Origin of the sequence: Amycolatopsis azurea DSM 43854 (assembly GCF_001995215.1) — a bacterium.
In the GTDB taxonomy this organism is placed as follows: domain Bacteria; phylum Actinomycetota; class Actinomycetes; order Mycobacteriales; family Pseudonocardiaceae; genus Amycolatopsis; species Amycolatopsis azurea.
Genome location: NZ_MUXN01000023.1, coordinates 327,746 through 353,269, shown reverse-complemented (window position 1 = coordinate 353,269; position 25,524 = coordinate 327,746). Strand labels below are relative to the sequence as shown.

Annotated in this window: 28 protein-coding genes; 16 read left to right on the top strand and 12 right to left on the bottom strand. The window is 68.4% G+C overall.

The annotated features are described in order from the left end of the window. Window positions 1–155 precede the first annotated feature (155 nt). From B0293_RS30125 to B0293_RS30115, 3 genes are read left to right on the top strand one after another with little or no spacing between them, the layout of a single operon-like run. On the top strand, window positions 156–905 hold the full coding sequence (locus tag B0293_RS30125) for a GntR family transcriptional regulator (protein ID WP_005164207.1): 750 nt from the start codon (window positions 156–158) through the stop codon (window positions 903–905). Then, a complete protein-coding gene (locus B0293_RS30120) occupies window positions 902–1,753 on the top strand; it encodes a phosphoribosylaminoimidazolesuccinocarboxamide synthase (protein ID WP_005164206.1) in 852 nt (283 codons plus the stop codon). Before B0293_RS30125 ends, B0293_RS30120 begins: the two co-directional genes overlap by 4 nt. After that, on the top strand, window positions 1,746–1,973 hold the full coding sequence (locus B0293_RS30115; protein ID WP_005164200.1) for a hypothetical protein: 228 nt from the start codon (window positions 1,746–1,748) through the stop codon (window positions 1,971–1,973). Before B0293_RS30120 ends, B0293_RS30115 begins: the two co-directional genes overlap by 8 nt. A 60-nt stretch (window positions 1,974–2,033) precedes the next feature. Here the strand turns inward: B0293_RS30115 and B0293_RS30110 are convergent, their stop codons facing one another. Both B0293_RS30110 and B0293_RS30105 read right to left on the bottom strand, forming a co-directional pair. Further along, a complete protein-coding gene (locus B0293_RS30110; protein ID WP_005164199.1) occupies window positions 2,034–3,023 on the bottom strand; it encodes an aldo/keto reductase family protein in 990 nt (329 codons plus the stop codon). Window positions 3,024–3,078: 55 nt separating this feature from the next. After that, the gene (locus B0293_RS30105) at window positions 3,079–3,735 is read right to left on the bottom strand and encodes a DUF3043 domain-containing protein (protein ID WP_005164198.1); all 657 of its coding nucleotides are present in this window, start codon (window positions 3,733–3,735) and stop codon (window positions 3,079–3,081) included. Window positions 3,736–3,878: 143 nt separating this feature from the next. On the opposite strand from B0293_RS30105, the gene B0293_RS30100 reads away from it, so the two are divergent. Next, on the top strand, window positions 3,879–4,256 hold the full coding sequence (locus B0293_RS30100) for a HesB/IscA family protein (protein ID WP_005164197.1): 378 nt from the start codon (window positions 3,879–3,881) through the stop codon (window positions 4,254–4,256). 90 nt (window positions 4,257–4,346) lie between these two features. Here B0293_RS30100 and B0293_RS30095 read toward each other — a convergent pair whose 3' ends face one another. After that, window positions 4,347–4,535 carry a hypothetical protein gene (locus B0293_RS30095; RefSeq protein ID WP_005164196.1) on the bottom strand — a complete coding sequence of 63 codons (189 nt, stop codon included), beginning with the start codon at window positions 4,533–4,535 and terminating at the stop codon, window positions 4,347–4,349. Window positions 4,536–4,676: 141 nt separating this feature from the next. Here B0293_RS30095 and B0293_RS30090 point away from each other — a divergent pair, with 141 nt between their 5' ends. Together B0293_RS30090 and B0293_RS30085 are read left to right on the top strand one after the other, a co-directional pair. Continuing rightward, the gene (locus tag B0293_RS30090; protein ID WP_085939721.1) at window positions 4,677–5,666 is read left to right on the top strand and encodes a carbohydrate kinase family protein; all 990 of its coding nucleotides are present in this window, start codon (window positions 4,677–4,679) and stop codon (window positions 5,664–5,666) included. A gap of 91 nt (window positions 5,667–5,757) precedes the next feature. After that, entirely contained in the window at window positions 5,758–6,354 is a 597-nt protein-coding gene (locus B0293_RS30085) for an SMI1/KNR4 family protein (protein ID WP_005164194.1), read from the top strand. Here the strand turns inward: B0293_RS30085 and B0293_RS30080 are convergent. Continuing rightward, window positions 6,343–6,999, bottom strand: a complete 657-nt coding sequence (locus tag B0293_RS30080; protein ID WP_005164192.1) for an alpha/beta fold hydrolase — start codon at window positions 6,997–6,999, stop codon at window positions 6,343–6,345. The genes B0293_RS30085 and B0293_RS30080 overlap by 12 nt on opposite strands. Before the next feature lie 56 nt (window positions 7,000–7,055). Next, window positions 7,056–8,990, bottom strand: a complete 1,935-nt coding sequence (gene asnB / locus B0293_RS30075) for an asparagine synthase (glutamine-hydrolyzing) (RefSeq protein WP_005164190.1) — start codon at window positions 8,988–8,990, stop codon at window positions 7,056–7,058. A 194-nt stretch (window positions 8,991–9,184) separates the two neighbouring features. On the opposite strand from asnB, the gene ctaC reads away from it, so the two are divergent. Beyond that, window positions 9,185–10,123, top strand: a complete 939-nt coding sequence (gene ctaC, locus B0293_RS30070) for an aa3-type cytochrome oxidase subunit II (protein WP_039919243.1) — start codon at window positions 9,185–9,187, stop codon at window positions 10,121–10,123. Between the two features lie 40 nt (window positions 10,124–10,163). Then, window positions 10,164–10,583, top strand: a complete 420-nt coding sequence (locus B0293_RS30065) for a cytochrome c oxidase subunit 4 (RefSeq protein ID WP_005164186.1) — start codon at window positions 10,164–10,166, stop codon at window positions 10,581–10,583. A gap of 65 nt (window positions 10,584–10,648) precedes the next feature. Here the strand turns inward: B0293_RS30065 and B0293_RS30060 are convergent, their stop codons facing one another. Continuing rightward, entirely contained in the window at window positions 10,649–11,536 is an 888-nt protein-coding gene (locus B0293_RS30060) for a DMT family transporter (protein WP_005164184.1), read from the bottom strand. Window positions 11,537–11,632: 96 nt separating this feature from the next. On the opposite strand from B0293_RS30060, the gene B0293_RS30055 reads away from it, so the two are divergent. Further along, window positions 11,633–12,595 carry a GlxA family transcriptional regulator gene (locus B0293_RS30055; protein ID WP_005164182.1) on the top strand — a complete coding sequence of 321 codons (963 nt, stop codon included), beginning with the start codon at window positions 11,633–11,635 and terminating at the stop codon, window positions 12,593–12,595. A gap of 60 nt (window positions 12,596–12,655) precedes the next feature. Here the strand turns inward: B0293_RS30055 and B0293_RS30050 are convergent, their stop codons facing one another. Beyond that, window positions 12,656–13,054 carry a cupin domain-containing protein gene (locus B0293_RS30050; RefSeq protein ID WP_005164180.1) on the bottom strand — a complete coding sequence of 133 codons (399 nt, stop codon included), beginning with the start codon at window positions 13,052–13,054 and terminating at the stop codon, window positions 12,656–12,658. Between the two features lie 52 nt (window positions 13,055–13,106). On the opposite strand from B0293_RS30050, the gene B0293_RS30045 reads away from it, so the two are divergent. After that, entirely contained in the window at window positions 13,107–14,072 is a 966-nt protein-coding gene (locus B0293_RS30045; protein WP_005164177.1) for a helix-turn-helix domain-containing protein, read from the top strand. A 77-nt stretch (window positions 14,073–14,149) separates the two neighbouring features. Here B0293_RS30045 and trpD read toward each other — a convergent pair whose 3' ends face one another. The 3 genes from trpD to B0293_RS30030 all read right to left on the bottom strand — a co-directional run bounded on the left by trpD (window position 14,150) and on the right by B0293_RS30030 (window position 16,074). Then, on the bottom strand, window positions 14,150–15,181 hold the full coding sequence (trpD, locus tag B0293_RS30040; protein WP_005164175.1) for an anthranilate phosphoribosyltransferase: 1,032 nt from the start codon (window positions 15,179–15,181) through the stop codon (window positions 14,150–14,152). Window positions 15,182–15,185: 4 nt separating this feature from the next. After that, window positions 15,186–15,596: a response regulator gene (locus tag B0293_RS30035; protein ID WP_005164172.1), complete on the bottom strand. Its 411-nt coding sequence runs from the start codon at window positions 15,594–15,596 to the stop codon at window positions 15,186–15,188. Window positions 15,597–15,657: 61 nt separating this feature from the next. Continuing rightward, the gene (locus tag B0293_RS30030; protein ID WP_005164167.1) at window positions 15,658–16,074 is read right to left on the bottom strand and encodes a hypothetical protein; all 417 of its coding nucleotides are present in this window, start codon (window positions 16,072–16,074) and stop codon (window positions 15,658–15,660) included. A gap of 95 nt (window positions 16,075–16,169) precedes the next feature. Here B0293_RS30030 and ctaE point away from each other — a divergent pair, with 95 nt between their 5' ends. Genes ctaE through qcrB form a run of 4 tightly spaced genes read left to right on the top strand, consistent with a single transcriptional unit; the run spans window position 16,170 to window position 20,476 of the window. After that, the gene (ctaE, locus tag B0293_RS30025; RefSeq protein ID WP_005164165.1) at window positions 16,170–16,793 is read left to right on the top strand and encodes an aa3-type cytochrome oxidase subunit III; all 624 of its coding nucleotides are present in this window, start codon (window positions 16,170–16,172) and stop codon (window positions 16,791–16,793) included. A gap of 55 nt (window positions 16,794–16,848) precedes the next feature. Then, the gene (gene qcrC, locus B0293_RS30020; RefSeq protein ID WP_005164163.1) at window positions 16,849–17,667 is read left to right on the top strand and encodes a cytochrome bc1 complex diheme cytochrome c subunit; all 819 of its coding nucleotides are present in this window, start codon (window positions 16,849–16,851) and stop codon (window positions 17,665–17,667) included. Further along, window positions 17,664–18,797, top strand: coding sequence for a cytochrome bc1 complex Rieske iron-sulfur subunit (qcrA, locus tag B0293_RS30015; RefSeq protein ID WP_005164161.1), 1,134 nt, complete (start codon window positions 17,664–17,666; stop codon window positions 18,795–18,797). The genes qcrC and qcrA overlap by 4 nt, the downstream gene beginning before the upstream one ends. Then, window positions 18,794–20,476: a cytochrome bc1 complex cytochrome b subunit gene (qcrB, locus tag B0293_RS30010; protein ID WP_077241421.1), complete on the top strand. Its 1,683-nt coding sequence runs from the start codon at window positions 18,794–18,796 to the stop codon at window positions 20,474–20,476. Before qcrA ends, qcrB begins: the two co-directional genes overlap by 4 nt. A 331-nt stretch (window positions 20,477–20,807) precedes the next feature. On the opposite strand, the gene B0293_RS30005 is transcribed toward qcrB, so the two are convergent. After that, window positions 20,808–21,092 carry an Lrp/AsnC family transcriptional regulator gene (locus B0293_RS30005; RefSeq protein ID WP_005154220.1) on the bottom strand — a complete coding sequence of 95 codons (285 nt, stop codon included), beginning with the start codon at window positions 21,090–21,092 and terminating at the stop codon, window positions 20,808–20,810. Between the two features lie 205 nt (window positions 21,093–21,297). Then, entirely contained in the window at window positions 21,298–23,016 is a 1,719-nt protein-coding gene (locus B0293_RS30000) for a DEDD exonuclease domain-containing protein (RefSeq protein WP_005154221.1), read from the bottom strand. 96 nt (window positions 23,017–23,112) lie between these two features. Here B0293_RS30000 and B0293_RS29995 point away from each other — a divergent pair, with 96 nt between their 5' ends. Beyond that, window positions 23,113–24,501 carry an NYN domain-containing protein gene (locus tag B0293_RS29995; RefSeq protein WP_039916559.1) on the top strand — a complete coding sequence of 463 codons (1,389 nt, stop codon included), beginning with the start codon at window positions 23,113–23,115 and terminating at the stop codon, window positions 24,499–24,501. 354 nt (window positions 24,502–24,855) lie between these two features. Then, a complete protein-coding gene (locus B0293_RS29990) occupies window positions 24,856–25,098 on the top strand; it encodes a hypothetical protein (RefSeq protein WP_005154223.1) in 243 nt (80 codons plus the stop codon). The last annotated feature ends 426 nt before the right edge of the window (window positions 25,099–25,524 follow it).

Sequence of the window (25,524 nt, the reverse complement as noted above, 5' to 3'; positions counted from 1 at the left end):
GTTTCGGGAACTCTGCGGAGAGTAACAGGTGTACTAGAGCACCGTCCAGAATGTGTACTAGTACGTAATAATGGGGTGTGAGCAGGATCCTTGGTGCTCGCCCATTGGTGTGCTAGAACGCTTGTGCGCACCGCGCGACCTTGTGAGGAGTCACCTTGCCCGCCGTCGACCGACCTGAACCGCCGTATCTCCAGATCGCGGGAAACATTCGCGACGACATCGTTTCGGGCAGGCTCAAGGAAGGTGACGCGGTCCCGTCCGCGCGAGAGATCGCCAGGAACTGGAACGTCGCGATGGCGACGGCGATGAAGGTGCTCTCCACGCTCCGGGCGGAAGGTCTGGTCCGCGCGGTCCGCGGGATCGGGACAGTGGTGCAGACCAGGGCGCTGCACCGCTCCGCGCACGATCGGACGATCTCGATCGCGCGAACCGGCAAGGTCTATCCGCCGGGCCACTACGCGAAAATCCGGGCGACCGGGCTCGTCCCGGCGCCGGAGCGGGTGGCGGGCGCCCTGGGCATCGACCAGGGCTCTCCCGTGATCAGGCGGCGGCGGACGACGTACGCCGGGCAGGACGTGCCGGTGTCGACGTCCGTTTCGTGGTTCGACGGCGCTGTCGCGTCGAAGGCGCCGTTGCTGTTCGAGCCGGTGCGGATCGTCGAGGGCACGGTCAAATATGTTGCGGACCGGACAGGCCGGGTTCTGAAGTCGACCCATTCTCAGCACGCCGCGGGGCTGGCGGGTGCCGAGGAGGCGAAGGAACTCGGTGTGGCCGAGGGTTCGGCGCTTTTGTTGAGCCGTAACAGGTTCTTGTCCGCCGAGGGAGACGTACTCGAGTACGGCGAATCGGCGGCGTTGCCGGACCACTGGATTTTCTACGAATACGACATCGAGGACGGGGCATGAAGCACATTCACGCGGGTAAGGTCCGGGACCTTTACGAAATCGACGGCGACATTCTGCTCGTCGCGTCCGATCGCGTTTCGGTCTACGACGTCTCGCTGCCGACCCCGATCCCGGACAAGGGCGCGCTGCTGAACCAGCTTTCCGCGTGGTGGTTCGAAAAGATGGCCGACGTGGTGCCGAACCACGTCATTTCCACCACCGACGTCCCGGCGGAATTCGCGGGCCGCGCCACGCGCTGCAAGCCGCTGAAGATGATCCAGGTCGAATGCATCGCGCGTGGCTACCTCACCGGTCTCGGCATGCGCGAATACCGGCGTGACGGCAAGGTTTCCGGCGTCGAACTGCCCGCCGGCCTGGTCGAGGCGGACAAGCTGCCCGAGCCGATCTTCACGCCCACCACGAAGATCTCCGACACCGGCCACGACGAGTTCATGACCTTCGTCGACGTCGTGAACGAGATCGGCCAGGAGACCGCGGACCGCATCCGCGACCTGACGCTCGAGGTCTACACCAAGGGTGCGGAGCACGCGGCGGAGAACGGCATCATCATCGCCGACACCAAGATCGAATTCGGTTTCGACGCCGACGGTGTGCTGACGCTCGGGGACGAAGTCCTCACGTCGGACTCGTCGCGGTTCTGGCCCGCCGACGAGTACGAGCCGGGCCGTACGCAGCACGCGTTCGACAAGCAGTTCGTCCGCGACTGGTCCACGACCACCGGCTGGGACAAGACGCCACCCGGCCCCGCGATCCCGGACGAGATCGTCGAGGCGACGCGCGAGCGCTACACCGAGGTCTACGAACGGATCACCGGGAAGACCTGGGTATCGGGCGGCGACCATGCCTGAACAGCAGGTCTACGACCCGTACCGGTTGATAGACGACGTCGAGGGCCTGCTGATCCAGCGGGGCCACCGGCCGCAGCGGCTCGACGGCCGGACGGGCGACCGCGTCGCCGGCGCGAGCAGGTTGTTGCGGGGCCTGGGAATCGACCCGTTGCGAGCTCCGGGTGACGCCCTCGACCTCGATGGTCAGATCGCGTACCAGACCCGGGTGCACGGCGACTGACGCGTTCAGTCGACCAATTGCGGGAAGAGCATCCGCGATTAGTCGACTGAACGCGGGGGGTCAGGGCGAGCGGGTCAGGGTGGGGTCGGTCTCGGTGACGCCGTCGAGGGCCTCGTCGATCGCCGCGAGCAGATCCGCGTCCAGCTTCACGCCGGCCGCCTTCACGTTCTCGTGCACCTGCTCCGGCCGTGAAGCGCCGATGATCGCCGAAGCGACGTTCGGGTTCTGCAGCACCCACGCCACGGCGAGCTGGGCCATCGTCAGGCCCGCCTTGTCCGCGAGCGGCTCGAGCCGCTGTACGCGCTCGAGGACGTCGTCGTTGAGGAAGCGGGCGACCATGTTGGCGCCGCCCTTCTCGTCCGTCGCACGGGAGCCCTCGGGCAGCGGCTGGCCGGGCTTGTACTTGCCGGTGAGCACGCCCTGCGCGATCGGCGACCAGACGATCTGGCTGAGTCCCTCACGTTCGGAGGCCGGGACGACCTGCGCCTCGATGACCCGCCACAGCGCGTTGTACTGCGGCTGGTTCGAGATCAGGGGCACCTTCAGCTCACGCGCGATCGCCGCGCCCTGGGTGATCTGCTCGGCGGTCCACTCCGAGACGCCGACGTAGAGCACCTTGCCCTGGCGGACGAGGTCGGCGAAGGCGAGGAACGTCTCTTCGAGCGGGACGGTCCGGTCGAACCGGTGCGCCTGGTAGAGGTCGACGTAGTCGGTGCCGAGCCGCTTCAGCGAAGCGTGCGCCGACTCCATGATGTGCTTGCGGCCGAGACCCTGGTCGTTGGGGCCCTTGGGGCCGGTCGGCCAGTAGACCTTGGTGAAGATCTCGAGGCTCTCGCGGCGCAGGCCCTTCAGGCCGCGGCCGAGCACCGATTCGGCGGCGGTGTTCGCGTAGACGTCGGCGGTGTCGAACGTGGTGATGCCGACGTCGAGCGCCGCCTTGATGCAGGCCTGGGCCTGGTCCTCTTCCACCTGGGACCCGTGGGTGAGCCAGTTGCCGTACGAGATCTCACTGACATTGAGGCCGCTGCGGCCCAGTCGTCGAAACTCCATGGGCAGGACTCTACCCCAGGCCGTTAGCCACGCTAACGACCTGGGTTTCACCTGCTCAGACCTTGTCGCCGGGGCTGACCCGCGGCTTCGGGACGCGCAGCTTGCGGATCTGGCTCGCGCGGATGAAGGAGTACCAGCCGACGGAGGTGCCCTTGATCACCTCGTCCGGGAACTTCAGCCGGACCATCTTCGCGATCCGGCGCCCGCTGAGCACGCCCTCGACGATCATGCCGAGCAGCATCACGGTGCACAGCAGTGTCGCGTACCGCTGGACCTCCGGGTACGGGAGGATCAGCGCGACGAACACCAGGATCGCCAGCGGCATGAACAGGCCGAGCAGGTTGCGCCGCGAGTCGACCAGGTCCCGGATGTAGGCCTTGACCGGGCCGCGGTCACGGGGGAGCAGGTACTTGTCCTCGCCCGCCATCATCCGCTCGCGGCGTTCCTTGGCGGCATTGCGCTGCTTCGCCTTGTACTCCGGGTCGGACTTCGCGGACTTGCGCAGTTCCTTGTTGCGCTTCATCGCCTCGCGCATGGTGGTCGGCGGCGGCGCCACCGGGCCGCGGCGCTTGGCCTCGGCCTCACGCCGCTTGGGCGTGGCCTTGCCCTTGCCGGGCGTATACGCCTTGGCCTGGACCTCGACGGCCTCGGTGTCGGTCGTCTCGGTGTCCGTCGTGGCGGAGTCTGTGGTGCTACGGCGCAGGAACCTCACCTCACCAGGGTAGTTGCAGCCGTCACGGTGCCACGCACCAGGCCGAGCGATATGTCACCATGGAGGGGAACAGATCGGGACTCCGACGTGTTGGACCATGTGCAAGACGAGTACCCGCAGCGAGTTCGACCAGAGGGAGAACCATGACGACCGCTGAGCAGGCAGCCGCAGCTCAGGCCGAGACCGCCGAGGAGACGCACGGCGTCACCTTGACCGACGCCGCCGCCGTCAAGGCGAAGGCCCTGCTCGAGCAGGAGGGCCGTGACGACATGCACCTGCGCATCGCCGTCCAGCCCGGTGGGTGCGCGGGCCTGCGCTACCAGCTGTTCTTCGACGAGCGCACGCTCGACGGTGACCTGTTCCGTGACTTCGACGGGCTCCGCGTGGCCGTCGACCGGATGAGCGCGCCGTACGTGTCGAGCGCCGTGATCGACTTCGTCGACTCGATCGAGAAGCAGGGCTTCACGATCGACAACCCCAACGCGACCGGCAGCTGCGCCTGCGGCGACAGCTTCCACTGATCCGCGTCGAGGCATGAAGAAGGGCCGCGAACCTCACCCAGGTCGCGGCCCTTCTTCATGCCCGCAGCTCTTGAGTACCCCTCAGCGGGATCAGACGTAGGCGTCCAGATCGGCCACCTGGGCGAGACAGCGCTCGTCCACGGTCCAGGGCGGAGCGATCTGCCGGGGCAGGGGCAGGTTCTCGGCTTGGAGGGACGACGGGATGCCGGCACAGTCGGCGATGAGTTCGCCGATCGATTCCGGTTCGAGGTGATACGCAGGAGTGGTCACGAACGACAAGTTAATGACTCGTGTTCCACGAGGACACCACTACCAACCGGTAGTGTTGATGGCCGTGCCTGAAGCAACCCGTATGGGGCATGACCTGCGGGTAACTTAGCCGTCCTCGCTTCCGCGAGGCCGACCGATCAAGGAGAACCGGTGGCAGACAGCGCCAGGATCGCAGTATCCGGCAGTATCGCAACCGATCACCTCATGCACTTCCCGGGCAGGTTCGCCGAGCAGCTCATCGCCGAGCAGCTGCACCGCGTGTCCCTGAGCTTCCTGGCCGATGACCTCGTCGTCCGGCGGGGCGGGATCGGCGCGAACATCGCCTTCGGCCTCGGCGTGCTCGGCAAGCAGCCGATCCTTGTCGGCGCGGTGGGCTCCGACTTCGCCGACTACCGCTCGTGGCTCGAGCGGCACGGCGTCGACACCGCCGGCGTGCTGGTCTCCGAGGTCGCGCACACCGCGCGCTTCGTGTGCACCACCGACGAGGACCTCTGCCAGATCGCCACCTTCTACGCCGGCGCGATGGCCGAATCCCGCAACATCGAACTGGCGCCGGTCGCCGCGCACGCCGGTGAGCTGTCGCTCGTGCTGATCAGCCCGGACGACCCCGAGGGCATGGTCCGGCACGCCGAGGAGTGCCGCCAGCGCGGCTACACCTTCGCCGTCGACCCGTCGCAGCAGCTCGCGCGGATGGACGGCGAGCAGGTGCGCGACTTCGTCGACGGCGCGAAGTACCTGTTCAGCAACGACTACGAATGGGAGCTGCTGCTCCAGAAGACCGGCTGGACCGAGGCCGACGTCCTCGACCGCGTCGGGATGCGGATCACCACGCTCGGGGAGAAGGGCGTCGAGATCGTCGGCAAGGACGGCCTCGCGCTCCAGATCGGCGCCGTCCCGGAACGCGGCAAGGTCGACCCGACCGGCGTCGGCGACGGCTTCCGGGCCGGGTTCATCGCCGGGATCGACGGCGGGCTCAGCCTGGAACGTTCGGCGCAGCTGGGTTCGCTGATCGCCGTGCTGGTACTGGAGACCGTCGGCACCCAGGAGTGGGCCTTCGACCGGGCGGACGTCCTGGGCCGCCTCAAGGAGGCCTTCGGTCCGGAGTCGGCCGAGGAGATCGCGGCGATCCTGCCCGCCTGAGGCTGAAGGGGACTTTCCCCTCATGTGACGTGCCGAAGGGGCCCTTCACCGCGTGTGATGCGGTGAAGGGCCCCTTCGGCACAATGACCTGGTGGATACGGCGGCCCTGGCGGCGGAACTCGCACGACTGCGGCAGCGGGACAGCGAGTTCGTGATCTTCGGCGCCCACACCCACTTGTATCGCAGCCTGCCGCAGGACGAGGCCGAGATCGCGACCGTCGAGGCCGAACTCGCCGTCGGGTTCCCCGCCGACTATCGCGACTTCCTCCGCCAGGTCGGTGCCGGCGCGGGGCCGTACTACGGCCTGTTGGACATGGCCGGGCTGCGAGAGTGGGCCGAGGATCTGCGGCCCGCGGAGGATTTCCCGTTGACCAGGGCCGATGCCCATCGTGTGCATCAGGAGTGGCTTGACCACGACGACGGCTGGTTCAAAGGCATCGACGCGGGGCGCGAGCTGCCCGGCTGTGTCGCCATCAGCGAGCAAGGTTGCAGCGGTTTCACGATGCTGGTCACCACCGGCGAACTGGCCGGATCGCTGTGGGACATGGACGAGTACGGGTGGGCGCCCGCCGTGCCCGCGGCCTCGGGCCTTAGCCGCGCGAAATGGATCGACCTGGGGCCCACGCCGACCTTCACGGCCTGGTACGACGCCTGGCTCACCGAGTCCCTGAAGTGCCTAACGCCGTGAACCGGTCAGGATTCCGGCGACCTCCGCCGGACGGGACATGTGCGGGCAGTGCCCTGCGTCGATCTCGATCGCATCGACGCCGAGCCGTTCCCTGGCGGCTTGGCGCATCCACTCCGGTTTCAGCGTGCGGTCGCGGGTGGGGACGATCACCGTCGACGGGATCTCCGGCGCGGGCACGGCGTGATGGGCGGCGAGGACCGCGGGACTGAACAGCCGCAGGCTGTCGAGCGCCAGATGTTCGGTCTCGGGATCGCAGTCGTGGAAGAGGAACTCCGACGCCTTCGCGGGATCCGAGGTCGGGTCCACACCGATCCATTCGGGGGCGAACGACGTCAGGACCTCGTCGCGCAGGCTCCGGCCACCGGCGAAATCGGGGATGTAGGCGGCGACCCACACCATCGCCCGCGCGTCGAGCGCCTCGGCGATCGCCGGGAGCAGGACCCCGGCCCCGGAATGCGCCACCACGACCGGCCGCTCGCCGTCGTACTGGTCCCGCGCGTGCTGCGCGTAGCCCTCGACAGGCAGCTCGGCCGGGGTCAGCAGGTCCACCGCGATCGCGCGGTGCCCGGCGGCCCTGAGCAACTTGGCCACGCGGTCCCAGCCCGCCGGGCTCTGCGTCGTGCCGTGCACGAGGACGAAGTCCATCGGTCCATGCTGGCCTCCACCGGGTGAACGGTGAAGGCCAGCGTGTCGAGTCGTGACTAGAGTTTCACCGGGTAGACGGGTTCCGGGATCTCGGGCTTGATGCGGTTCTCGACGAAGATCCCGTGCCACAGCATGAACACCAGCAGCGCCCACAGCTGGCGGCTGCGGTCGAGCTGCCCGGCCTTGTGCTCGTCGAGCAGCGCCAGGACGGCCTTCTTGTCGAGCAGCGCGTCGGTCTGCGAGTCCGAGATGATGCCCTTGGCCCAGTCGTACATCTCGTTGCGCAGCCAGAGCCGGATCGGCACCGGGAAGCCCAGCTTGCGCCGGTTCAGCACGTGCCCGGGGATGATCTTCGCCAGCGCCTGGCGCAGCGCGTACTTCGTGGTGCCGTGCGCGAGCTTCTGGTCGAGCGGGATGGTCGAGGCGACCTTGAACACCTCGGCGTCGAGGAACGGCACGCGCAGTTCCAGCGAGTTCGCCATGGTCACCTTGTCGGCCTTGACCAGGATGTCGCCGCGCAGCCAGGTGTAGAGGTCGACGTGCTGCATCCGCGCGACCGGGTCCCAGTCCTCGGAGATCTTGTACCAAGGAGCGGTGACGTCCTTGAAGCCGATGCCTTCCTCGTACGTGCGCAGCACCTTGCGGAGCTGGTCGTCGCGGAAGTTGCGCGCGTTGCCGTAGTAGCGGTCCTCCAGCGGCAGCGCCCCGCGCCGCAGCAGGTCCTTGCCGCGGGTGCCTTCGGGGATCTTCGTGGAGACCTTGCCGATGATCTTCCGCATCCCGCCGGGGATCTTCTCGAACGGCGCCAGCGAGATCGGCTCGTTGTAGATCGTGTAGCCGCAGAAGAGCTCGTCGGCGCCTTCGCCGGACAGCACCGCCTTGACGTGCTTGCGCGCTTCGCGGGCGATGAACCACAGCGGCACGAGCGCCGGGTCGGCCACCGGGTCGTCGAGGTACCAGACGATGAGCGGCAGCGCCTCCATCATCTCGTCCGCCGAAACCGTGCGGACCACGTGCTTCACGCCGATCGCGGCGGCCGATTCGGCGGCGACGTCGACCTCGGAGTAGCCCTCGCGCTCGAACCCGGTGGTGAACGCGATCAGGTTCGGGTTGTGCTCCTTGGCCAGCGTCGCGGTCGCGGTGGAGTCGATGCCGCCGGAGAGGAACGCGCCGACGGTGACGTCCGGGTCGGAGATCATGTGCTTGCCGACCGAGTCGCGCATCACATCGGCGATGCGCTCGTACAGCTCGTCGGCCTCGGCCTGGTTGTTGACCGGCTTCGCGTTGAACTGCGGGTGGAAGTAGCGGGTGAACTCGACGTCACCGCCGGGGACCACGCGGAACGACGTGCCGGACTCGACGCGGCGGACGCCGGTGTGCATCGACTCGGGCTCCGGCACGTACTGGAGGACCAGGTAGTGCTGGAGGGCCGTCTTGTCCAGCTCGTCCTCGACCCCGAGCACGCTCGAAAGCTCCAGCAGGCTCTTCTTCTCGCTGGAGAAGGCGACCTTGCCGGGTCCCGCCGAGTAGAACAGCGGCTTGATGCCGAACGGGTCGCGCGCGCCGAAGACGACCTTCTCCTGGGAGTCCCAGATCATGAAGGCGAACATGCCGCGCAGCTTCTTCACCGCGTCGTCGCCGAGGTAGTGGTACGCCGCGACGATCGCCTCGCCGTCACCCTCTGTGGCGAATTTCGCACCGTGCTCGGCGGCCAGCTCGTCGCGCAGCTCTTTGTAGTTGTAGATCTCGCCGTTGAAGTTCAGCGTGTAGCGCTCGGGCGCCTCCGGCGGACCCCAGACCAGCGGCTGGTGGGCGTGGTCGACGTCGATGAAGGCCAGCCGGTTGAAGCCGTAGACCACCTCGGCGTCGGCCCAGGTGTCGTGCTCGTCGGGGCCGCGGTGCCGCTGGCAGCGCATGGCCGCGTCGACGGCGTCACGGGCGCTCGCAGCGTCGGCTTCGGTCGAACAGATCAGTCCAAGCAGGCCGCACACGTCTAGTTCACACACCTCTTGTTGGCCGAGCGGGGGAGAAGGGCCCAGTATGCCGGTGGGCCCGTACACCCGGATGTGGTGGGGGATACGCGTGTTGGGGTTACCCCTTGGTCAGCACGGCGCCGTAACTCGGCTAGGCTCCGCCATGTCACAAAGATCGGTCGAGGAGGCTCTGGGTGAAAGGGCAAGGCGCAGTGGGAAATCCAGAGCGCATCCCGGTTAAGCGGGCTGGTCGTATCGCAGCGCTCGCCGCGCTGGTGATGCTGACCGCGACGGGCTGTTCCGGGGACGAGATCCTCCGCTTCGGCTGGCCGGTCGGGGTGACCCCGCAGGCGCACGACATGCGCACCCTGTGGACGTGGACGGTCGTCGCGGCGCTCGCCGTCGGTGTGATCGTCTGGGCGCTGATCTTCTGGACCGCGATCTTCCACCGCAAGAAGAAGACCGCCGACGGCGCGGAGGAGGAACTGCCCCGTCAGTTCCAGTACAACATCCCGCTGGAGATCTTCACGGTCGTCGTCCCGACGATCATGGTCTGCGTGCTGTTCTTCTTCACCGCGACCACCGAGAACCGCGTGCTCGCCGAGACGGACAACCCGGACGTCACGGTCGACATCGTCGCGTTCCAGTGGAACTGGGAGTTCAAGTACAAGAGCGACTCCAAGAACCACGACGACCCCGAGATCACCACGGTCGGCAGCTCGACCGAGATCCCGCTGCTCGTCCTGCCGACGAAGAAGACGATCCAGTACAACCTGCGGTCGGCCGACGTCATCCACTCGTTCTGGGTGCCGGAGTTCCACTTCAAGCGGGACGTCATGCCGGACCCGGAGAAGAACAACCAGGACTTCACCTTCCAGAACTCGATCGACAAGGAAGGTTCGTTCGTCGGCCGCTGTGCCGAACTGTGCGGCACCTACCACTCGGGGATGAACTTCGAGGTCAGGGCGCTGTCGGCGGACAAGTACGCGCAGTACATCCAGCTCCGCGGCACGGTGAACCCGAAGAGCGGCAAGCCCAACACGGCTTCCGAGGCGCTGACGGCGATGAACTGCGGCGAACTGTGCTCGCCCTACGCCGTCACCACCACCCCGTTCAACACCGACCGCACCGCGCGGGTCGCGTCCAACTGACCCGGCTGTTCGAGCCCGAAACAGGAGTGAGGCAACGTCCATGAAGGTCGAAGGACGGATTTTCTTCCTCGTCGCGGTCTTCTCCGTCGTCGTGGCGGGTATCTACGCGTACATGACCGGAACGATGACCCGGGACGGCGTCGAGCCGGTCGGTGTGGTGGCCCTGATCCTCACCGGTGGCCTGGCCTTCCTGGCCGGCAGCTACCTGCAGTTCGTGGCGCGGCGCATCGAGCCGCGGCCGGAGGACCGGGAAGACGCCGAGATCAGCGACGGCGCCGGTGAGCTGGGCTTCTTCAGCCCGGGCAGCTACTGGCCGATCGGTCTCGCGGCGGCCGCCGCGCTGACCGGTGTCGCGCTCGCGTTCTTCCACGTCTGGCTGCTGATCATCGCGCTGGGCCTGGTCATCGTCGCCATCGGCGGGCTGGTGTTCGAGTACCACACCGGTCCGAATCACGACTGACGTTCCGACGCCGGAAGCGGCGCCTTGGTCTTCGGACCGGGGCGCCGCTTTTCGCGTTCAGAGGACTAAACGCGGGCGGGTTGGGCTTCGGGGCGGGGTGCGGGCGTGCGTTTCGGTGCCAGCGCGGCCGCCAGGACGGCCAGCATGCCCACACCCTCAGGCCAGGTCGGCCGGTGCCCGTAGGCGAGGACGTCGACCACCACCGCGACCACGGGGTAGATGTAGGACAGCAGCGCCACCGTCGTGGTCGGCAGCTTCCCGATGCTCGCGTACATCAGGACGTACATCAGCGCGGTGTGCACCGTGCCCAGCAGGACCAGCCACAGCAACCCTGAGGTGTCCGTGGGCAGCGGCGTGACGAGCAGGGCGGGTGCGAGCACGATCGTGCCGGTCACCAGCTGGACGGCGGCCAGGACATGCGGGCGCAGGTGTTTGAGCTGTTTCGCGACGAACGAGGCGCCGGCGTAGAGCGCGGCCGCGCCGAGGGCGAGCGCGATTCCTTCCAAGCGCACGGGCTTGCCGTCGGCACCGTGCGCCGACAGCGAGATGAGCGCCACCCCGCCGAACGCGATCAGCGCCCGGACCAGCTGGCTCTTCGCCATCTTCTCGCCGAGGAACGCGGCGGCGAGACCGACCAGCATCAACGGCTGCGTGTGATAGACGACCGTACTGACCGAGATCGACGACAGCGCGTACGAGGCGAAGAGCAGGACCCAGTTCCCGACCAGGAACAGCCCGCCGAGGACGGCGAGCAGCAGGTCGCGGCGGGTGAGCGTCCACGGGCGGAGCCAGCCGCGAGCGGCGCTCCACACCAGGAGCAGCAGGCCGCCGACCAGGCTCCTCGCGAACGCCACGGCGGGTGCGTCGGCGCCGCTTTCCAGGACGACGGCGCCGATCGTGCCGGACAGCGCCATCGCGGCCGTCCACTGGAGCAGGGGGTTGTTCTTGTTCATGGGCACCACTTTCGCCCGCGCGCCCACGCCCGACCAGTGTCAGAGATGACATCGACCGCAAAACTTATGACACACTGCCCGGATGGATGTGACCGGATGGATGTGAAAAGGGTCGCGGTGGTGCTCGCCGACCAGGTCTCGCCGTTCGAACTCGGCGTCGCGTGCGAGGTCTTCGGCACCGATCGCAGCGCCGACGGCATCGAGGGCTGGGATTTCGCGGTCTGCTCGCCCGGCGGCGAGAACGTCCTGAGCTGGTCCGGTTTCGGGCTCGACGGGCTGGCGAGCCTGGACTTCGCGGCGTCCGCCGATCTGCTGATCGTCCCGACCTGCGCGCCGCGCAGCGCGAGCCCGCCGGAACCGGTCCTGGAGGTCCTGCGCGACGCCGCGAGCCGGGGCGCCTGGGTCGCGGGCTTCTGCGCAGGCGTCTTCTCACTCGGCTACGCGGGACTGCTCGACGGGCGCAACTGCACCGTCCACTGGGTCTACGAGCAGGAGTTCCGCTCGCGCTTCCCGACGGCGAGGGTCGACCCGAAGGCGTTGTACGTCGACGACGGCGGCGTCCTCACGAGCGCGGGGACCGTCGCCGCCGTCGATCTGTGCCTGCATCTGGTGCGCGAACTCCGCGGTGTCGCCGCGGCCACCACGCTGGCCAGGCGGATGGTCGCGGCGCCGCACCGGGTCGGCGGGCAGGCGCAGTTCGTCCAGGCGCCGGTCCCGGAGACCGCCGCGCCGGACGACACCGTGCTCGCCGAAGCGCTCGAATGGATCGAGCGGCGGCTGGATCAGCCGTTCACCGTCGCGGAACTCGCCCGCCGCAGCGGTTTGGGGGAGCGCACGTTCCTGCGCCGGTTCTCGGCGGCCACCGGGACGACCCCGCACCGATGGCTCACCGAACGCCGTCTCGACCGCGCGCAGTCGTTGCTCGAAGAAGGACGTCTGTCCATTGAGGACATCGCGGTCGCTTGCGGGTACGCCTCCGCCGCGGCGCTGCGGCACCAGTTCGGCAAGCTGCGGGGGACCAGTCCCAGCGCGTACCGCAAGACGTTTTCCGTCGGCTAGAAAGCCGGAAGGCTGCCTTCACGGACTTGGCACCTCACGGGGACACTTTTGCCTTATCCCTCAAGAGAAAGAGATCTCCTGGCCGACGGTGACCTGGACGTGGTCGGGGACCTCGTCGTGCCGGTCGCCGACGGAAAGCGTTCCGGTCGGTTCGAACAGCAGTAGCGACGCACCGTCCACTGAGGACGGTTTGTGGAAGGTGCCGCGCGGGACGACGAACACCGAGCCGCGCGGCAGCGTGACGACCCGCTCGCCCGCCTCTTCGCGCAACGCGATGTCCAGGCTGCCGTCGAGGACGAGGAAGAACTCGTCGGTGTTCTCGTGGACGTGCCAGACGTGCTCGCCCGCGACCTTGGCGAGGCGGACGTCGTAGTCGTTGACGTGGGCGACGATCCGCGGGCTCCAAATCTCGTCGAACCCGGCCAGCGCGGTCTCCAGATCGATCGGTTTCTCGCTCATGCCCCGATCCTGGTCACTGGACCGGCTGGGCGGTGAGTGCTAGGAATCGCATATGTCGCATGATTCCTCGCATGAGGTCGCCGTGCTGGTCGACGAGGGGTCCAACCCCTTCGAAATGGGCGTCGCGACCGAACTCTTCGGTCTGCGGCGGCCGGAACTGGACCGGCCTTGGTACGGCTTCACCCTGTGCGCCGCCGAGCCCTCCGTGCGCATGCACCTGGGGATGTTCACCCTCACCGGGGTCGCCGGGCTCGAAGCCGTGGAGGCCGCCGACACGGTCATCGTGCCCAACCGGCCCGATCCGGAGGCCCCGGCCAGGGAATCCGTGCTGACGGCCATCCGTTCCGCGGCCGCGCGGGGTGCCCGGCTGGTCAGCTTCTGCACCGGCGCCTTCACGCTCGCGCAGGCGGGCGTCCTGGACGGACGGCGCGCGACGACGCACTGGAAATGGGCCGAGCGGTTCCGGACGCTGTTCCCTGAGGTGCTGCTGGAGCCCGACGTGCTGTTCGTCGACGACGGCGACGTCCTGACCGCGGCGGGCAGCGCGGCCGCGCTCGACCTGGGGCTGCACCTGATCAGCCGTGACCACGGCGCCGAGATCGCCAACGCGGTGAGCAGGCGGCTGGTGTTCAGCGGGCACCGCGACGGCGGCCAGCGGCAGTTCGTCGAGCGGCCGCTGCCGCCGATGCCGGACACCTCGCTGGCGCCGGTGCTCGAATGGGCGCGGGAACGGCTGGACCGGCCGCTCACCGTCGCCGACCTCGCCGCGCGGGCGGCGGCCAGCCAGGCGACGCTGCATCGGCGGTTCCGCGCCGAACTCGGGACGACGCCGCTGGCGTGGCTCACCACGGAACGGGTCGCGCTGGCGTGCCGGTTGATCGAGCGCGGGGAACAGCGGCTGGACCTGGTGGCGCGGGCCTCCGGTTTCGGTACCGCGGCGAACCTGCGCGCCCAGCTGCGGCGGGCCACCGGCCTGACTCCCACGGCTTACCGGGCGCGGTTCAGCACCGCTTCGTGACCGACGCGTTTCGTCCTCTGAATGCGGTAGTTGCGTGTGCAAGGACCGCATTCAGAGGACGAAACGCGAGGCGGGGGTCAGGCGAAGGCGATCCACCGGTTCAGCAGGTCGGCCGCCGCACCCGAATCGACGGCCGAGGCCGCCCGTGCGAGCCCGGCCGCCAGATCGTCTTCCAGCGACCCCGAGAACCCGGCGAAAGCCGCCAGCGCGGCCGCCGAGTTGAGCAGCACGGCGTCCCGCACCGGCCCGGTCTTCCCGTTCATCACCTGGCGGAACACGTCGGCGTTGTGCGCCGCGTCGCCGCCGCGCAGATCGTCCGCGGTCGCCCTGGTGATGCCCAGCGACGAGGGGTCGAAGCTCCGCTCGGTGATCTCGCCGCCGGAGACCACCCACACCGAGGTGGTGGTCGTGGTGGTGATCTCGTCGAGCCCGTCGTCGCCGCGGACGAGCAGCACGGTCATCCCGCGCCGCGCGAACACCTCGGCCAGCACGCGCGTCTTGTCCTCGTACGCGCAGCCGATCAGCGAACTGCGCGGCTGTGCGGGGTTGGTCAGCGGGCCCAGCAGGTTGAACGTCGTCGGCACGCCGAGTTCACCGCGCGTCGGACCGGCGTGGCGCAGGGCGGGGTGGAACTTCGGCGCGAAGCAGAAGCCGATGCCCAGTTCGTTCACGCTGCGCTGGACCGTCTCGGGCGGCAGGTCGATGGTGACGCCCAGTTCCTCCAGCACGTCGGCCGCGCCGGACTTCGACGACGCGCTCCGGTTGCCGTGCTTGGCCACCGGGGCGCCGGCCGCGGCCGTCACCACCGTGGCCATGGTGGAGATGTTGACCGAATTGGACCGGTCGCCGCCGGTGCCGACGATGTCCACCGACGGCCTGTCGATCGTCACCCGTTTGGCGTGCGCCAGCATGGCGTCGGCCATCCCGGAGATCTCCGCCGGTGTCTCACCCTTCGCACGCAGCGCGACGGCGAATCCGGCGATCTGGGAGGGCGTCGCCGCCCCGCTCATGATCTGGTCCATCGCCCACGCGGTGTCCTCTTCGGACAGGTCCGCGCGAGCGATGAGCTGGTTGAGCAGGGACGGCCAAGTTTTAGCGGCCGCGCTCATCGGCTCAGCCGTGCACGGCCGGCACCCGCCGGGCGCGCAGCACTTCGGCGACGGTCTCGGCGGCGGTCAGCGGGTCGAGCGGGTGGACCAGCACCGCGTCCGCCTGCGACCAGGTCGCCAGCCAGCGGTCGTCCTTGCGCCGCACCGACACCACGATCGGCGGACAATCCTCGATCTCGTTCTTCAGCTGACGGGTCAGCCCGATGCCGCCGGTCGGCTGCGCCTCGCCGTCGAGGATGGCCAGGTCCACATTGCCCGCGTCCATCTCGACGAGTACCTCGGAGATGCCGGACGCCTCGGTGTAGTCCACCCGGCCGAGGTCGGCGGCGGGCCTGCGGCCGACGGCGTTGATGATCGCCTCGCGCACCTCCGCCTTGTGGCTGAACACCAGGATCCGCATCGCCTGCTCGCCCATGAGCGCGCCTCCGCCTCGTCTAGTCATGTCGACCCCGCGATGTTATCCGCCATGACCGACATCACGTGGACGCACCCGACGGCTGGAGCGCGTCCCAGCCCACCGAGTCCCCGCCGAGCCGCTGCGCGAGCCCCGCCATCCGCGACCGTTCCTGCGCGCAGTGCAGCGCGTCGAGGGTCTGGACGCGCAGGGCGTGCGCCAGCGTCAGGCCGCCGTCCGGGCCCTGTTCCCGCAGCTCCCAGCCGTCCTGGGCGAGGATCGCGGTCGCCTCGGCCACCTTTTCGGGCGGAAGTTTGAAGTGATGGCGCAGGATCGCCGGCGCTTCGGCGACCCAAGCGGGTGATCTCGCGAGCACCGAAGAATCCGCCTCGGCCGGGTCGAACGCCTCCGCGACGATCTCCACGCCGGGCGTGTCGATCGTCAGACCAGGGATCTTCGGCTTCTTGACCAGGTCACGAAGCCGATCTAGTAAACCCATGAGTAGCTCAGTTCCCACTTTCGTTCAGATGTGACCCGACACGCACGCGACTTGCCGTGGACCCACCCGGCGAGCCCCGTGCGTGAGAGGACATAATGCGACGCGTGACAACGGCAGCTCCCACCATCAGCCAGCGGGTCCACTCGCTGAACCGGCCGAACATGGTCAGTGTCGGCACCATCGTGTGGCTGTCCAGCGAACTGATGTTCTTCGCCGGACTGTTCGCCATGTTCTTCACCGTGAAGGCGCAGAACGCGACCGGCCAGTGGCCGCCGCCGCTGCACGGTGAGCCCTTCGAGTTGAACGTCGCCCTGGCGATCCCCTTCACGGTGATCCTCGTGGCGTCCTCGTTCACTTGCCAGTTCGGCGTGTTCGCCGCCGAAAAGGGTGACGTCTTCGGCTTGCGCCGCTGGTACATCATCACGTTGATCATGGGCGCGATCTTCGTCGGCGGCCAGGGTTACGAGTACCTCCACCTGATCGACGAGGGGATGACGATCCCGTCCGGCCCGTTCGGCACGGTCTTCTTCCTCGCGACCGGGTTCCACGGCCTGCACGTCATCGGCGGGCTCATCGCGTTCGTGTACCTGCTCATCCGCACCAAGCTGAGCAAGTTCACCCCGGCCCAGGCCACCTCGGCGATCGTCGTGTCGTACTACTGGCACTTCGTCGACATCGTGTGGGTGGGTCTGTTCGCGGTGATCTACATCCTTCCGTGAACGAAGCCGCCACCACGACCTATCGGCCTGAACTGACAGCAAGGGTTGCCGCAAGATGACCTCCAGCAAGAACGACACGGAGCGCCGCTTCCGCAAGCGGTCGAAAGCACGCAGGCGGTTCGCCGGCGTGCTGGCGCTCGGGATCGCGCTCCTGAGCGTGGGCGGGCTGTACGCCGTTTTCGCGCCGGAGCCGCAGACCGCGCAGGCGCAGGGCGAGTCCGCCCTCCTGCGTGAGGGCGAGAAGCTCTACAACAACACGTGTATCGAATGTCACGGGCCGAAGCTCGAAGGCGTCACCGACCGTGGCCCGAGCCTCATCGGCATCGGCGACGCGGCCGTGTACTTCCAGACCTCGACCGGCCGCATGCCCGCGGTGCGCCAGGAAGCCCAGGCGCAGCGGAAGCCGCCGAAGCTGTCCGAGGCCGAGATCAACGCCCTCGGTGCCTACATCCAGGCCAACGGCGGCGGCGCGCAGCGTCCCACCGAGAAGGGTGACGCGCTGCGCGGCGACGACGTCGCGCGCGGCAGCGAGCTCTTCCGCCTCAACTGCGCCTCCTGCCACGGCTTCACCGGCCGCGGCGGCGCGCTCTCCTCGGGCAAGTTCGCCCCGAACCTGGACCCGGCCACGGAGGAGCAGATCTACACCGCGATGCTCACCGGGCCGCAGAACATGCCCAAGTTCTCCGACCGGCAGCTGTCGCCGGAGGAGAAGAAGGACATCATCGCGTTCGTGAAGTCCGTGAGTCACGGGAACAACGCACCCGGCGGTAGCTCGCTCGGCGGTCTTGGCCCGGCCTCGGAGGGCGCGATCGCGTGGATCGTCGGGATCGCCGCGCTGATCGGCGTGACGTTGTGGATTGGATCGAAGGCATGAGCGCCGAAGGGCCGAAGCCGCCGACAGAGGCGGAATTGGCGGACATGGATCGCGACCAGCTCGTCAAGCTGGGTACCGCGCTCGACGGGGTCGAGATCGTGGAGTACCCGAAGCCGTGGCCGGTCGAGGGGACACGGGCGGAGAAGCGCGCCGAGCGCACTGTCGCCCTCTGGTTCGTGCTGGCCGCGCTGTCCGGCCTCGCGTTCGTGGTCCTCGTCGCGTGGCCGCACTGGTTCGAGTACAAGGAGCCGGGTACGACCGGCTACACCAAGTACACGCTGTACACGCCGCTGCTCGGGATCACCCTCGGGCTCGCCGTGCTCAGCCTCGGTATCGGGGTGATCCTCTACACCAAGAAGTTCATCCCGGCCGAGGTCGCCGTGCAGGAGCGCGGGGACGGCGGCTCCAAGGAGGTCGACAAGGCCACCATCGTCGCCCAGCTGGCCCACTCGGGTAACGACAGCACCATCGCGCGCCGTTCGATGATCAAGCGGTCCGCGGGCGCCGGTGCCGGTGTGCTCGGCCTCGCCGTCGCGGCGCTGCCGGTCGCGTCCTTCATCAAGGATCCGTGGAAGGACACCGAGAACCGCGACTCCCTGTGGCACTCGGGCTGGAAGAAGAACTTCCCGGACGAAGAGGTCTTCCTGCGCCGCAACACCGGCCGTCCGCACGAGGTCTCCCTGGTCAGGGTCGAGGACCTCGACGCGGGCGCCATGGAAACGGTGTTCCCGTTCCGTGAGTCCGAGCGGGAGGACGAGCACGCGCTGTCGGCCGCCTTCAAGCGCGTCGACAACCCGGTCATGCTGATCCGCCTCCGCCCGACCGACGCCGCCAAGGTCGTCAAGCGGGCGAACCAGGAGGATTACAACTTCGGCGACTACTACGCGTACACGAAGATCTGCAGCCACGTCGGCTGCCCGACCTCCCTGTACGAGCAGCGGACCAACCGCATCCTCTGCCCTTGCCACCAGTCGCAGTTCGACGCGCTCCACTACGCCAAGCCGATTTTCGGTCCGGCGACTCGGCCGTTGGCCCAATTGCCGATTACAGTGAACAAGGACGGCTACCTGGTCGCGCGCGGAGACTTCAACGAGGCCGTCGGACCGGCCTTTTGGGAGCGTAAGTCATGAGTTCACTCACCACCCCGACCAAGGGGACGAACCCGGTCGAGAAGGCCGTGGGCGCTGGTGCGAAGTGGGCCGACGACCGGTATCACCTGGCCAAGGGCATGCGGCACCAGATCAACAAGGTGTTCCCGACCCACTGGTCGTTCCTGCTCGGCGAGATCGCGCTCTACAGCTTCATCATCCTGTTGCTGTCGGGTGTGTACCTCACGCTGTTCTTCGACCCCTCCATGGAGGAGGTCGTCTACAACGGCAGCTTCACCGGTCTGCAGGGCGTCGAGATGTCGCGGGCCTTCGCGACCACGCTGGACATCTCGTTCGACGTCCGCGGCGGTCTGTTCGTCCGCCAGCTGCACCACTGGGCCGCGCTGATCTTCGTGGCTTCGATGATGGTCCACATGTTCCGGATCTTCTTCACCGGTGCGTTCCGCCGCCCGCGTGAGGCGAACTGGGTCATCGGTGCGCTGCTGCTGGTCCTGGGTATGTTCGAGGGCTTCTTCGGTTACTCGCTTCCGGACGACCTGCTCTCCGGTACCGGTATCCGCGCGACCCTGTCGGGCATCGTGCTGTCGGTGCCGGTCATGGGCACCTGGATCCACTGGGCGCTGTTCGGCGGGGAGTTCCCGGGCAACGAGATCATCCCGCGCCTGTACACGATCCACATCCTGCTGCTGCCGGGCATCATGCTCGGCCTGGTCGCCGCGCACCTCGCGCTGGTCTGGTACCAGAAGCACACGCAGTTCCCGGGCGTGCGCCGCAAGGAGACCAACGTCGTCGGCGTCCGCATCATGCCGGTGTTCGCGCTCAAGGGCGGTGCGTTCTTCGCTCTGGTCACGGGTGTCATCGCGCTGATGTCGGGGCTCTTCCAGATCAACCCGATCTGGAACATCGGCCCGTACAACGCGGCGCAGGTCTCGGCCGGTTCACAGCCTGACTGGTACATGGCCTGGGCCGACGGCATGCTGCGGATCTGGCCCGCGTGGGAGCTCTATCTCGGGAACTACACGGTCCCGGCGGTGTTCTTCCCCGGCGCGGTCGGTATGCCGCTGCTGATCGGGTTGCTGGTGATGTATCCGTGGATCGAGCGAAAGCTGTCCAAGGACACCGCGCACCACAACCTGCTGCAGCGTCCGCGCGACGTCCCGGTCCGGACCTCGCTCGGCATCATGGCCCTGACGTTCTTCGCGGTCATCATGCTGTCGGGCTTCAACGACATCATCGCGTTCGCCTTCGACATCTCGCTGAACGCGACGACGTGGGCGGGCCGGATCGGTGTGCTGCTGCTGCCGCCGATCGCGTACTACATCACCTACCGGATCTGCCTGGGTCTCCAGCGGGCCGACCGCGAGGTGCTGGAGCACGGTGTCGAGACCGGCATCATCAAGCGCCTGCCGCACGGTGAGTTCATCGAGATCCACCAGCCGCTCGGCCCGGTGGACGACCACGGTCACCCGCTCCCGCTCGAGTACCAGGGCGCGTCGGTGCCGAAGAAGATGAACAAGCTCGGTTCGGCCGGTCACGCCGTCGCCGGTTCGACCTGGTCGCCGGACCCGGTCGAGGAGACCATCGCGCTGGAGCGCGCCCGGGCCAACGGGCACGGCTCCAACGGGCACGGCAACGGCAAGGTCGACGACATCGGCGGTGAGCCTTCGCAGGAGCGCAAGGAGATCACCTCCGGGCACTAGCCCGGCAAGAAGTACATGAAGGCCCCCTTCCTCGCGCCTGGCGCAAGGAAGGGGGCCTTCACGCGTTGGTCGTGGGGACACGTACGAAACCCGGACTTCACACGTCACCGACTGCCAGGATCGAGGCTGCCGTGAGTGGTAAGCCGGGTCGCTGTGACAGGTAGCGCAGTGGAGTTGGGGTGACATTGGGTGAAGGGTGTGTGGAAATAGGGACGTTGAATGTCCCTATTTCCACACACCCTTCCCTCGCGAACGGGTCGCTGTGACAGGACCGTGTGGATTTCGGGTCACCTGACGCACCAAAATCCACACAGTGATGGCGGCTGGAGACTCAGGCGCCTTCGACGCCGATGTCGAACGCGGACTCGCTGTCGGCCTTCGAGTACGAGCGGAACGCGATGTGCGTGACCGTGCTCAGCACACCGGGGACCTTGCCGATCTTCGCCGGGATCAGGTCCGCGAGGTCTTCGTGGGCCGCGACGCGGACCGAAGCGATCAGGTCGACGTCGCCCGCGCAGGAGTAGACCTCGCGGACACCCTCGATGTCCGCGATCGCCTGTGCCGCCTCGGGGATGGCATCGGCTTCGACCTGGATCAGCACGATCGCGGTGATCACTACAGCGCCTCCTGTGTTCGTTGTCGCGCGCTGACGGGAACGCGCCGAAGGAGCGCAGTCAGCAGTCCGGCTAACTTCGATCAGGCAGGCGCCCCTGCATCGCGTTCCCGTGGGCCTTCGGCCCGAAAGAGGCGCGCGAGGTGAAGTCTCCGTCGGGCGCGGAGCGCCCTTGGGGAGACCGTCGGTGGTCCCGCCAGGGAAGATCCTAGCCCGCCACCCTCTCCAGCGCCGTCGCGCTCGCCGCCAGGTCGAGCCACTCCTGCCAGCCGCCGGCGGCGGCAGGCTCCGCCCAAGGGTGCGTGGTGCGCACGAGCCGGACGCCCGGGCGGGTCAGCCAGCGCAGCAGGATGCGGACCTCCTCGGAGATCGCGCCGAAGAGCGGCCCGGGGCCCGGGATCACCGTCTCCGCCGAGGCCACCAGCATCTCGACCACCGGCATCGGCGGCACCCCGCGCCGCGCGACGCCCGCCGACGCGAGCCTGCCGTGCCGGATCACCGCCAGTTCCCAGCCGCCGTTGCCGTCCGGTCCGGCGGCGATCAGCTCCGGGATGCCCGCCAGCGCCGACAGCCGGTGCGCCCGGCCGACCGCGCGGATCAGCCCGGCCAGCTGGTCGCGGTGCTGGGCGGCCTGCTCGTAGTGCTCCTCCTGCGAGAGCCGGGCCAGCTGATCGGCGGCGACCCGCAGCGGCCGCCCGTCCGTCCCGGCGATGAGACCGGACACGGCCAGCACGCCGGGCCGGTACGCCTCGACCGTCTGCTGACCGGCGCACGGCGCTCCGCAGCGGCCGAGTTCGGCGAGTACGCACGGCTTGCCGCTCGGCGCGGTGGCGGAGATGCGCTGGGTGCACGTCCGCAGTCCCGAGGCGCCGGCGAGGGTGTCCGCCGCCGACCGGGCGTCGGTCTGGCTGCGAAAGGGCCCCAGCATCCCGTCTCGCGGCACGCGGACCACCGACAGGCGTGGGAAGGCCTCCTCGGTCAGCGCGACCCACCAGGCGTGCCGTGGGTTCTTGGAACGGCGGTTGTACATCGGACGGTGGGCGGCGATCAGCCGCAGCTCCCGGATCGCGGCCTCCAGCGCGTGCGAGCATTCGACCGCGTCGACCCGTTCGGCCAGCGCGACCATCTCCCGGATCCGCCCGCGGCTTTCCGAGCCGGTGAAGTACTGCCGGACCCGGCGGCGCAGGTCGCCCGACGTCCCGACGTACAGGACCTCGTCGCTCGGGCCGCGGAAGAGGTAGACGCCGGGCCGCGAGGGCAGGTGCTCGGCCAGCGAACGTTTGCGGCGCTGGGCCGGGGTGACCTCGGGCAGGTAGTCCAGCAGTTCTTCGAGAGTGTGGACGCCGAGGTTGCCCACGCGTTCGAGCAGCGCGTGCAGGACGTCGACGGTGGCGCGCGCGTCCGCGAGCGCACGGTGGTTGGGCGTCGTGCGCGCTCCGAACAGCGCCGCCAGCGCGGACAGGCGATAGCTGGGCGTCTCGTCGCGGGAGATGACCCGGCGGGCGAGCCGGACCGTGCAGACCACGGCCGTCTTGGGCCAGTGGTAGCCGTGGCCCTCGCAGGCCGCGCGCATGAAGCCGGTGTCGAAGGGGGCGTTGTGCGCCACGAGGACGGCACCGGAGATGAATTCGAGGAACGCGGGCAGCACACGATCGATCCGGGGAGCGTCGTAGACCATCGCGCCGGTGATCCCGGTGAGCTCGACGATCTGCGGCGGGATCGGCATCCCCGGATTGACGAAGGTGGCGAACTCGCCGACGATCTCGCCGGCGCGGATCTTGACCGCGCCGATCTCGGTGATCCCGTCCGGGCCGGGTTTCGTCCCGGTGGTCTCCAGGTCGAACACGACGAAAGTGATGTCCCGCAAAGGGGTTCCCAGCTCGTCGAAGGCGAGTTGCGCCGCGCCGGGCCGCCGTCCGGTGTCCATGATCGGGCACAGTAGGGGTGGGCACCGACAATCCCGGGATGCGCACACGCCGTCCCATTGAGCGCGGCCCGGGGCCATGGGGCCTACCCTGGTGCGATGCAACCGCAGCCCGCAGTGCCCGAATTGCCCGAGGACGCCACCGGCGGTCCCTCGGGTGTCGTGGCGTCGGCGGGTGACGAGGAGACGTCGGAAGAGGTACCGGCCGAGGGCTGGACGGCCCTGCCGGAGACCGTGCGCGAGCGGATCGCCGAGCTCGCGGCCGCCGCCGTCGGCAAGCTGCCGGTCGCCGACGTGCCGAGGCAGCTGCGCCCGGTCGCGAAGTTCGCCCCGGCGAAACGCGCGAAACTCGGCGGGACGGCGTTGCTCGCCGCGCTGGGTGAGTCCTCCCAGTTCCGGGTCGCCGTCACCGAATGGCTGCGGGACCACCGCAAGGACGCCCTCGACCCGAACGCCCCCGACTCCGTCGCCGCCGCGGCCGCCGCGGTGCTGCTCGGCGAGGCGGGCGCGGCCGGACGGGTCCGGCTGGTGGCGAAGAACGCCGAGGAGACGGCGTTGCGCGCCGAACGCGACGCCGCGCTGGCCCGCAACCAACGGCTCGAGACCGAACTGGCCCAGCTGCGCGAGGAATTGCGCGAGGCCAAGGAGATCGCCGGTGGCGCGCGGGGCGAACGCGACGCCGAAGTCGACAAATTGCTGAAGCGCCTTCGGGAACAAGGTGTCCAGTTGCGACAGGCCAAGGACGCCGTCGCCGAGGCGCACGCCCAGTTGGAGAGCGGAGGGGCCGAGCGCGCCGAGGAGATCAAGGCGCTGAAGGCTCAATTGGACCGTGAGAAGCAGCGTGTCGCGACGGAGCGGGCGCGGGCGGAGAAAGCCGTCACGGACGCCGAGATCGCCCGTCAGTCCGCGCGTGAGGCCCGTCAGGCGGACGAGGTCCGGCTCGGACTGCTGCTGGACACCATCGAAGGCGCCGTCGGCGGGCTCCGCCGGGAGCTTTCGGTGAGCGCGCGGGGCCAGCGTCCGGCGGACATGGTGCGCGGCGCGACGTCCGGTCTGGGCGCGGGCGGCAAGATCCAGGACGTCACCGCGCTCGACAGGCATCTCGCGCTGCCCAACGTGCACCTGATCGTCGACGGCTACAACGTCACGAAGACCGGATATCCGGAGATGGCGCTGTCCGATCAGCGAGACCGGCTGATCCACCAGCTTTCCGCGCTCGCCGCGCGGACCTCGGCCGAGGTGACCGTGGTGTTCGACGGCGCCGGCGTGCTCTCCGTGCCCGCGGCGGTGCCGCGCGGGGTGCGGGTGCTGTTCTCCGAACGCGGCGTGCTCGCGGACGACGTCATCCGGTCCCTCGTCACGGCGGAGCCGCCGGGGCGGCCGATGGTGGTCGCGAGCACGGACCGGGCGGTGGCGGACTCGGTGCGGCGGAAGGGCGCGCATCCGGTGCCTTCCGCGGTTCTGGTGTCGCGGCTCAGCCGGGTGTAGTGGGGGCGGGGCGCTTTGCTGCGAACCTCGCCGTAATGCGTTGCGAAAGCCACTTTCGCAACCTTCAACGTTGCGAAAGTGGCTTTCGCAACACCACCGTTCCGCCGGCACACACCTGGCCGCGTGGGTCTTGAGTGGCGATTCGGGTTTCGGGTGTCCCGAAAGTGGCTTTCGCGACGTGGGGTCCTGCCGGAGCGCATCGGGTCGGGGTGGTCGTGAGTGGCGATTCGTGTTCTAACCCGAATCGCCACTCACGAACGACCCGGCCGATTCGGTCCCGTCGCCCTCGCTCGCCCGAAACTGTCGGTGGTCGCTCTTAATGTGCTCCTCACCACTGAAAGTGAGGAGTTCGAGATGGACGACAAGGCCATCGCCGATATAGCGGACATAGAAACGCTCGTCATCGATTGCGACCGGTGCGCGGTCCGCGGTGACGCATGCCATGACTGTGTCGTCAGTGTCCTCCTCGGCGCGCCGCTCGCGCTCGAATGGGACGCCGACGAGCGGAGAGCGGTCGACGCGCTCGCCGAAGCCGGGATGGTCCCGCGCCTCCGGATGGTCGAGATCGTCGGTCAGGAGCGTCGGAAGTCGGCCTGAGACACGCCGCGACCGGGACATTCGACGAGTGGTCGATCCGATCAGGTGAACGGTAGGTAGTCGAGATCAGCCCCAGGATGTAACGCCCGTCACAACTTTCCGCTCATGCTGGTCCGAAGGTGTTTCGGCGCATCACGGAGAGTTTTTGTGGTGGGCATGGTGGACGCGGTGCCGCTGGTTTCGTAACCTGTCCGAGATCTCGTGGCCGGAAGTCGTCGCCAGACGGCTACGCGAGATCGCCACTGAAGCAGCTTTGTCGGGGAGCTGCACCAGAACCAGCCGTGCGCCAAACCTGTTGCGATAGCACTCGGCCAGGCGCAAGGCGGGAACGCGGGGAACCGCGCGGGCCTCACGGTCGGCGACGCGGCTCCGCGGAAGAGGGCCCCCGACCTCTTCGTCCCGGGTTCCGTGTCGGTGGCCGACAGC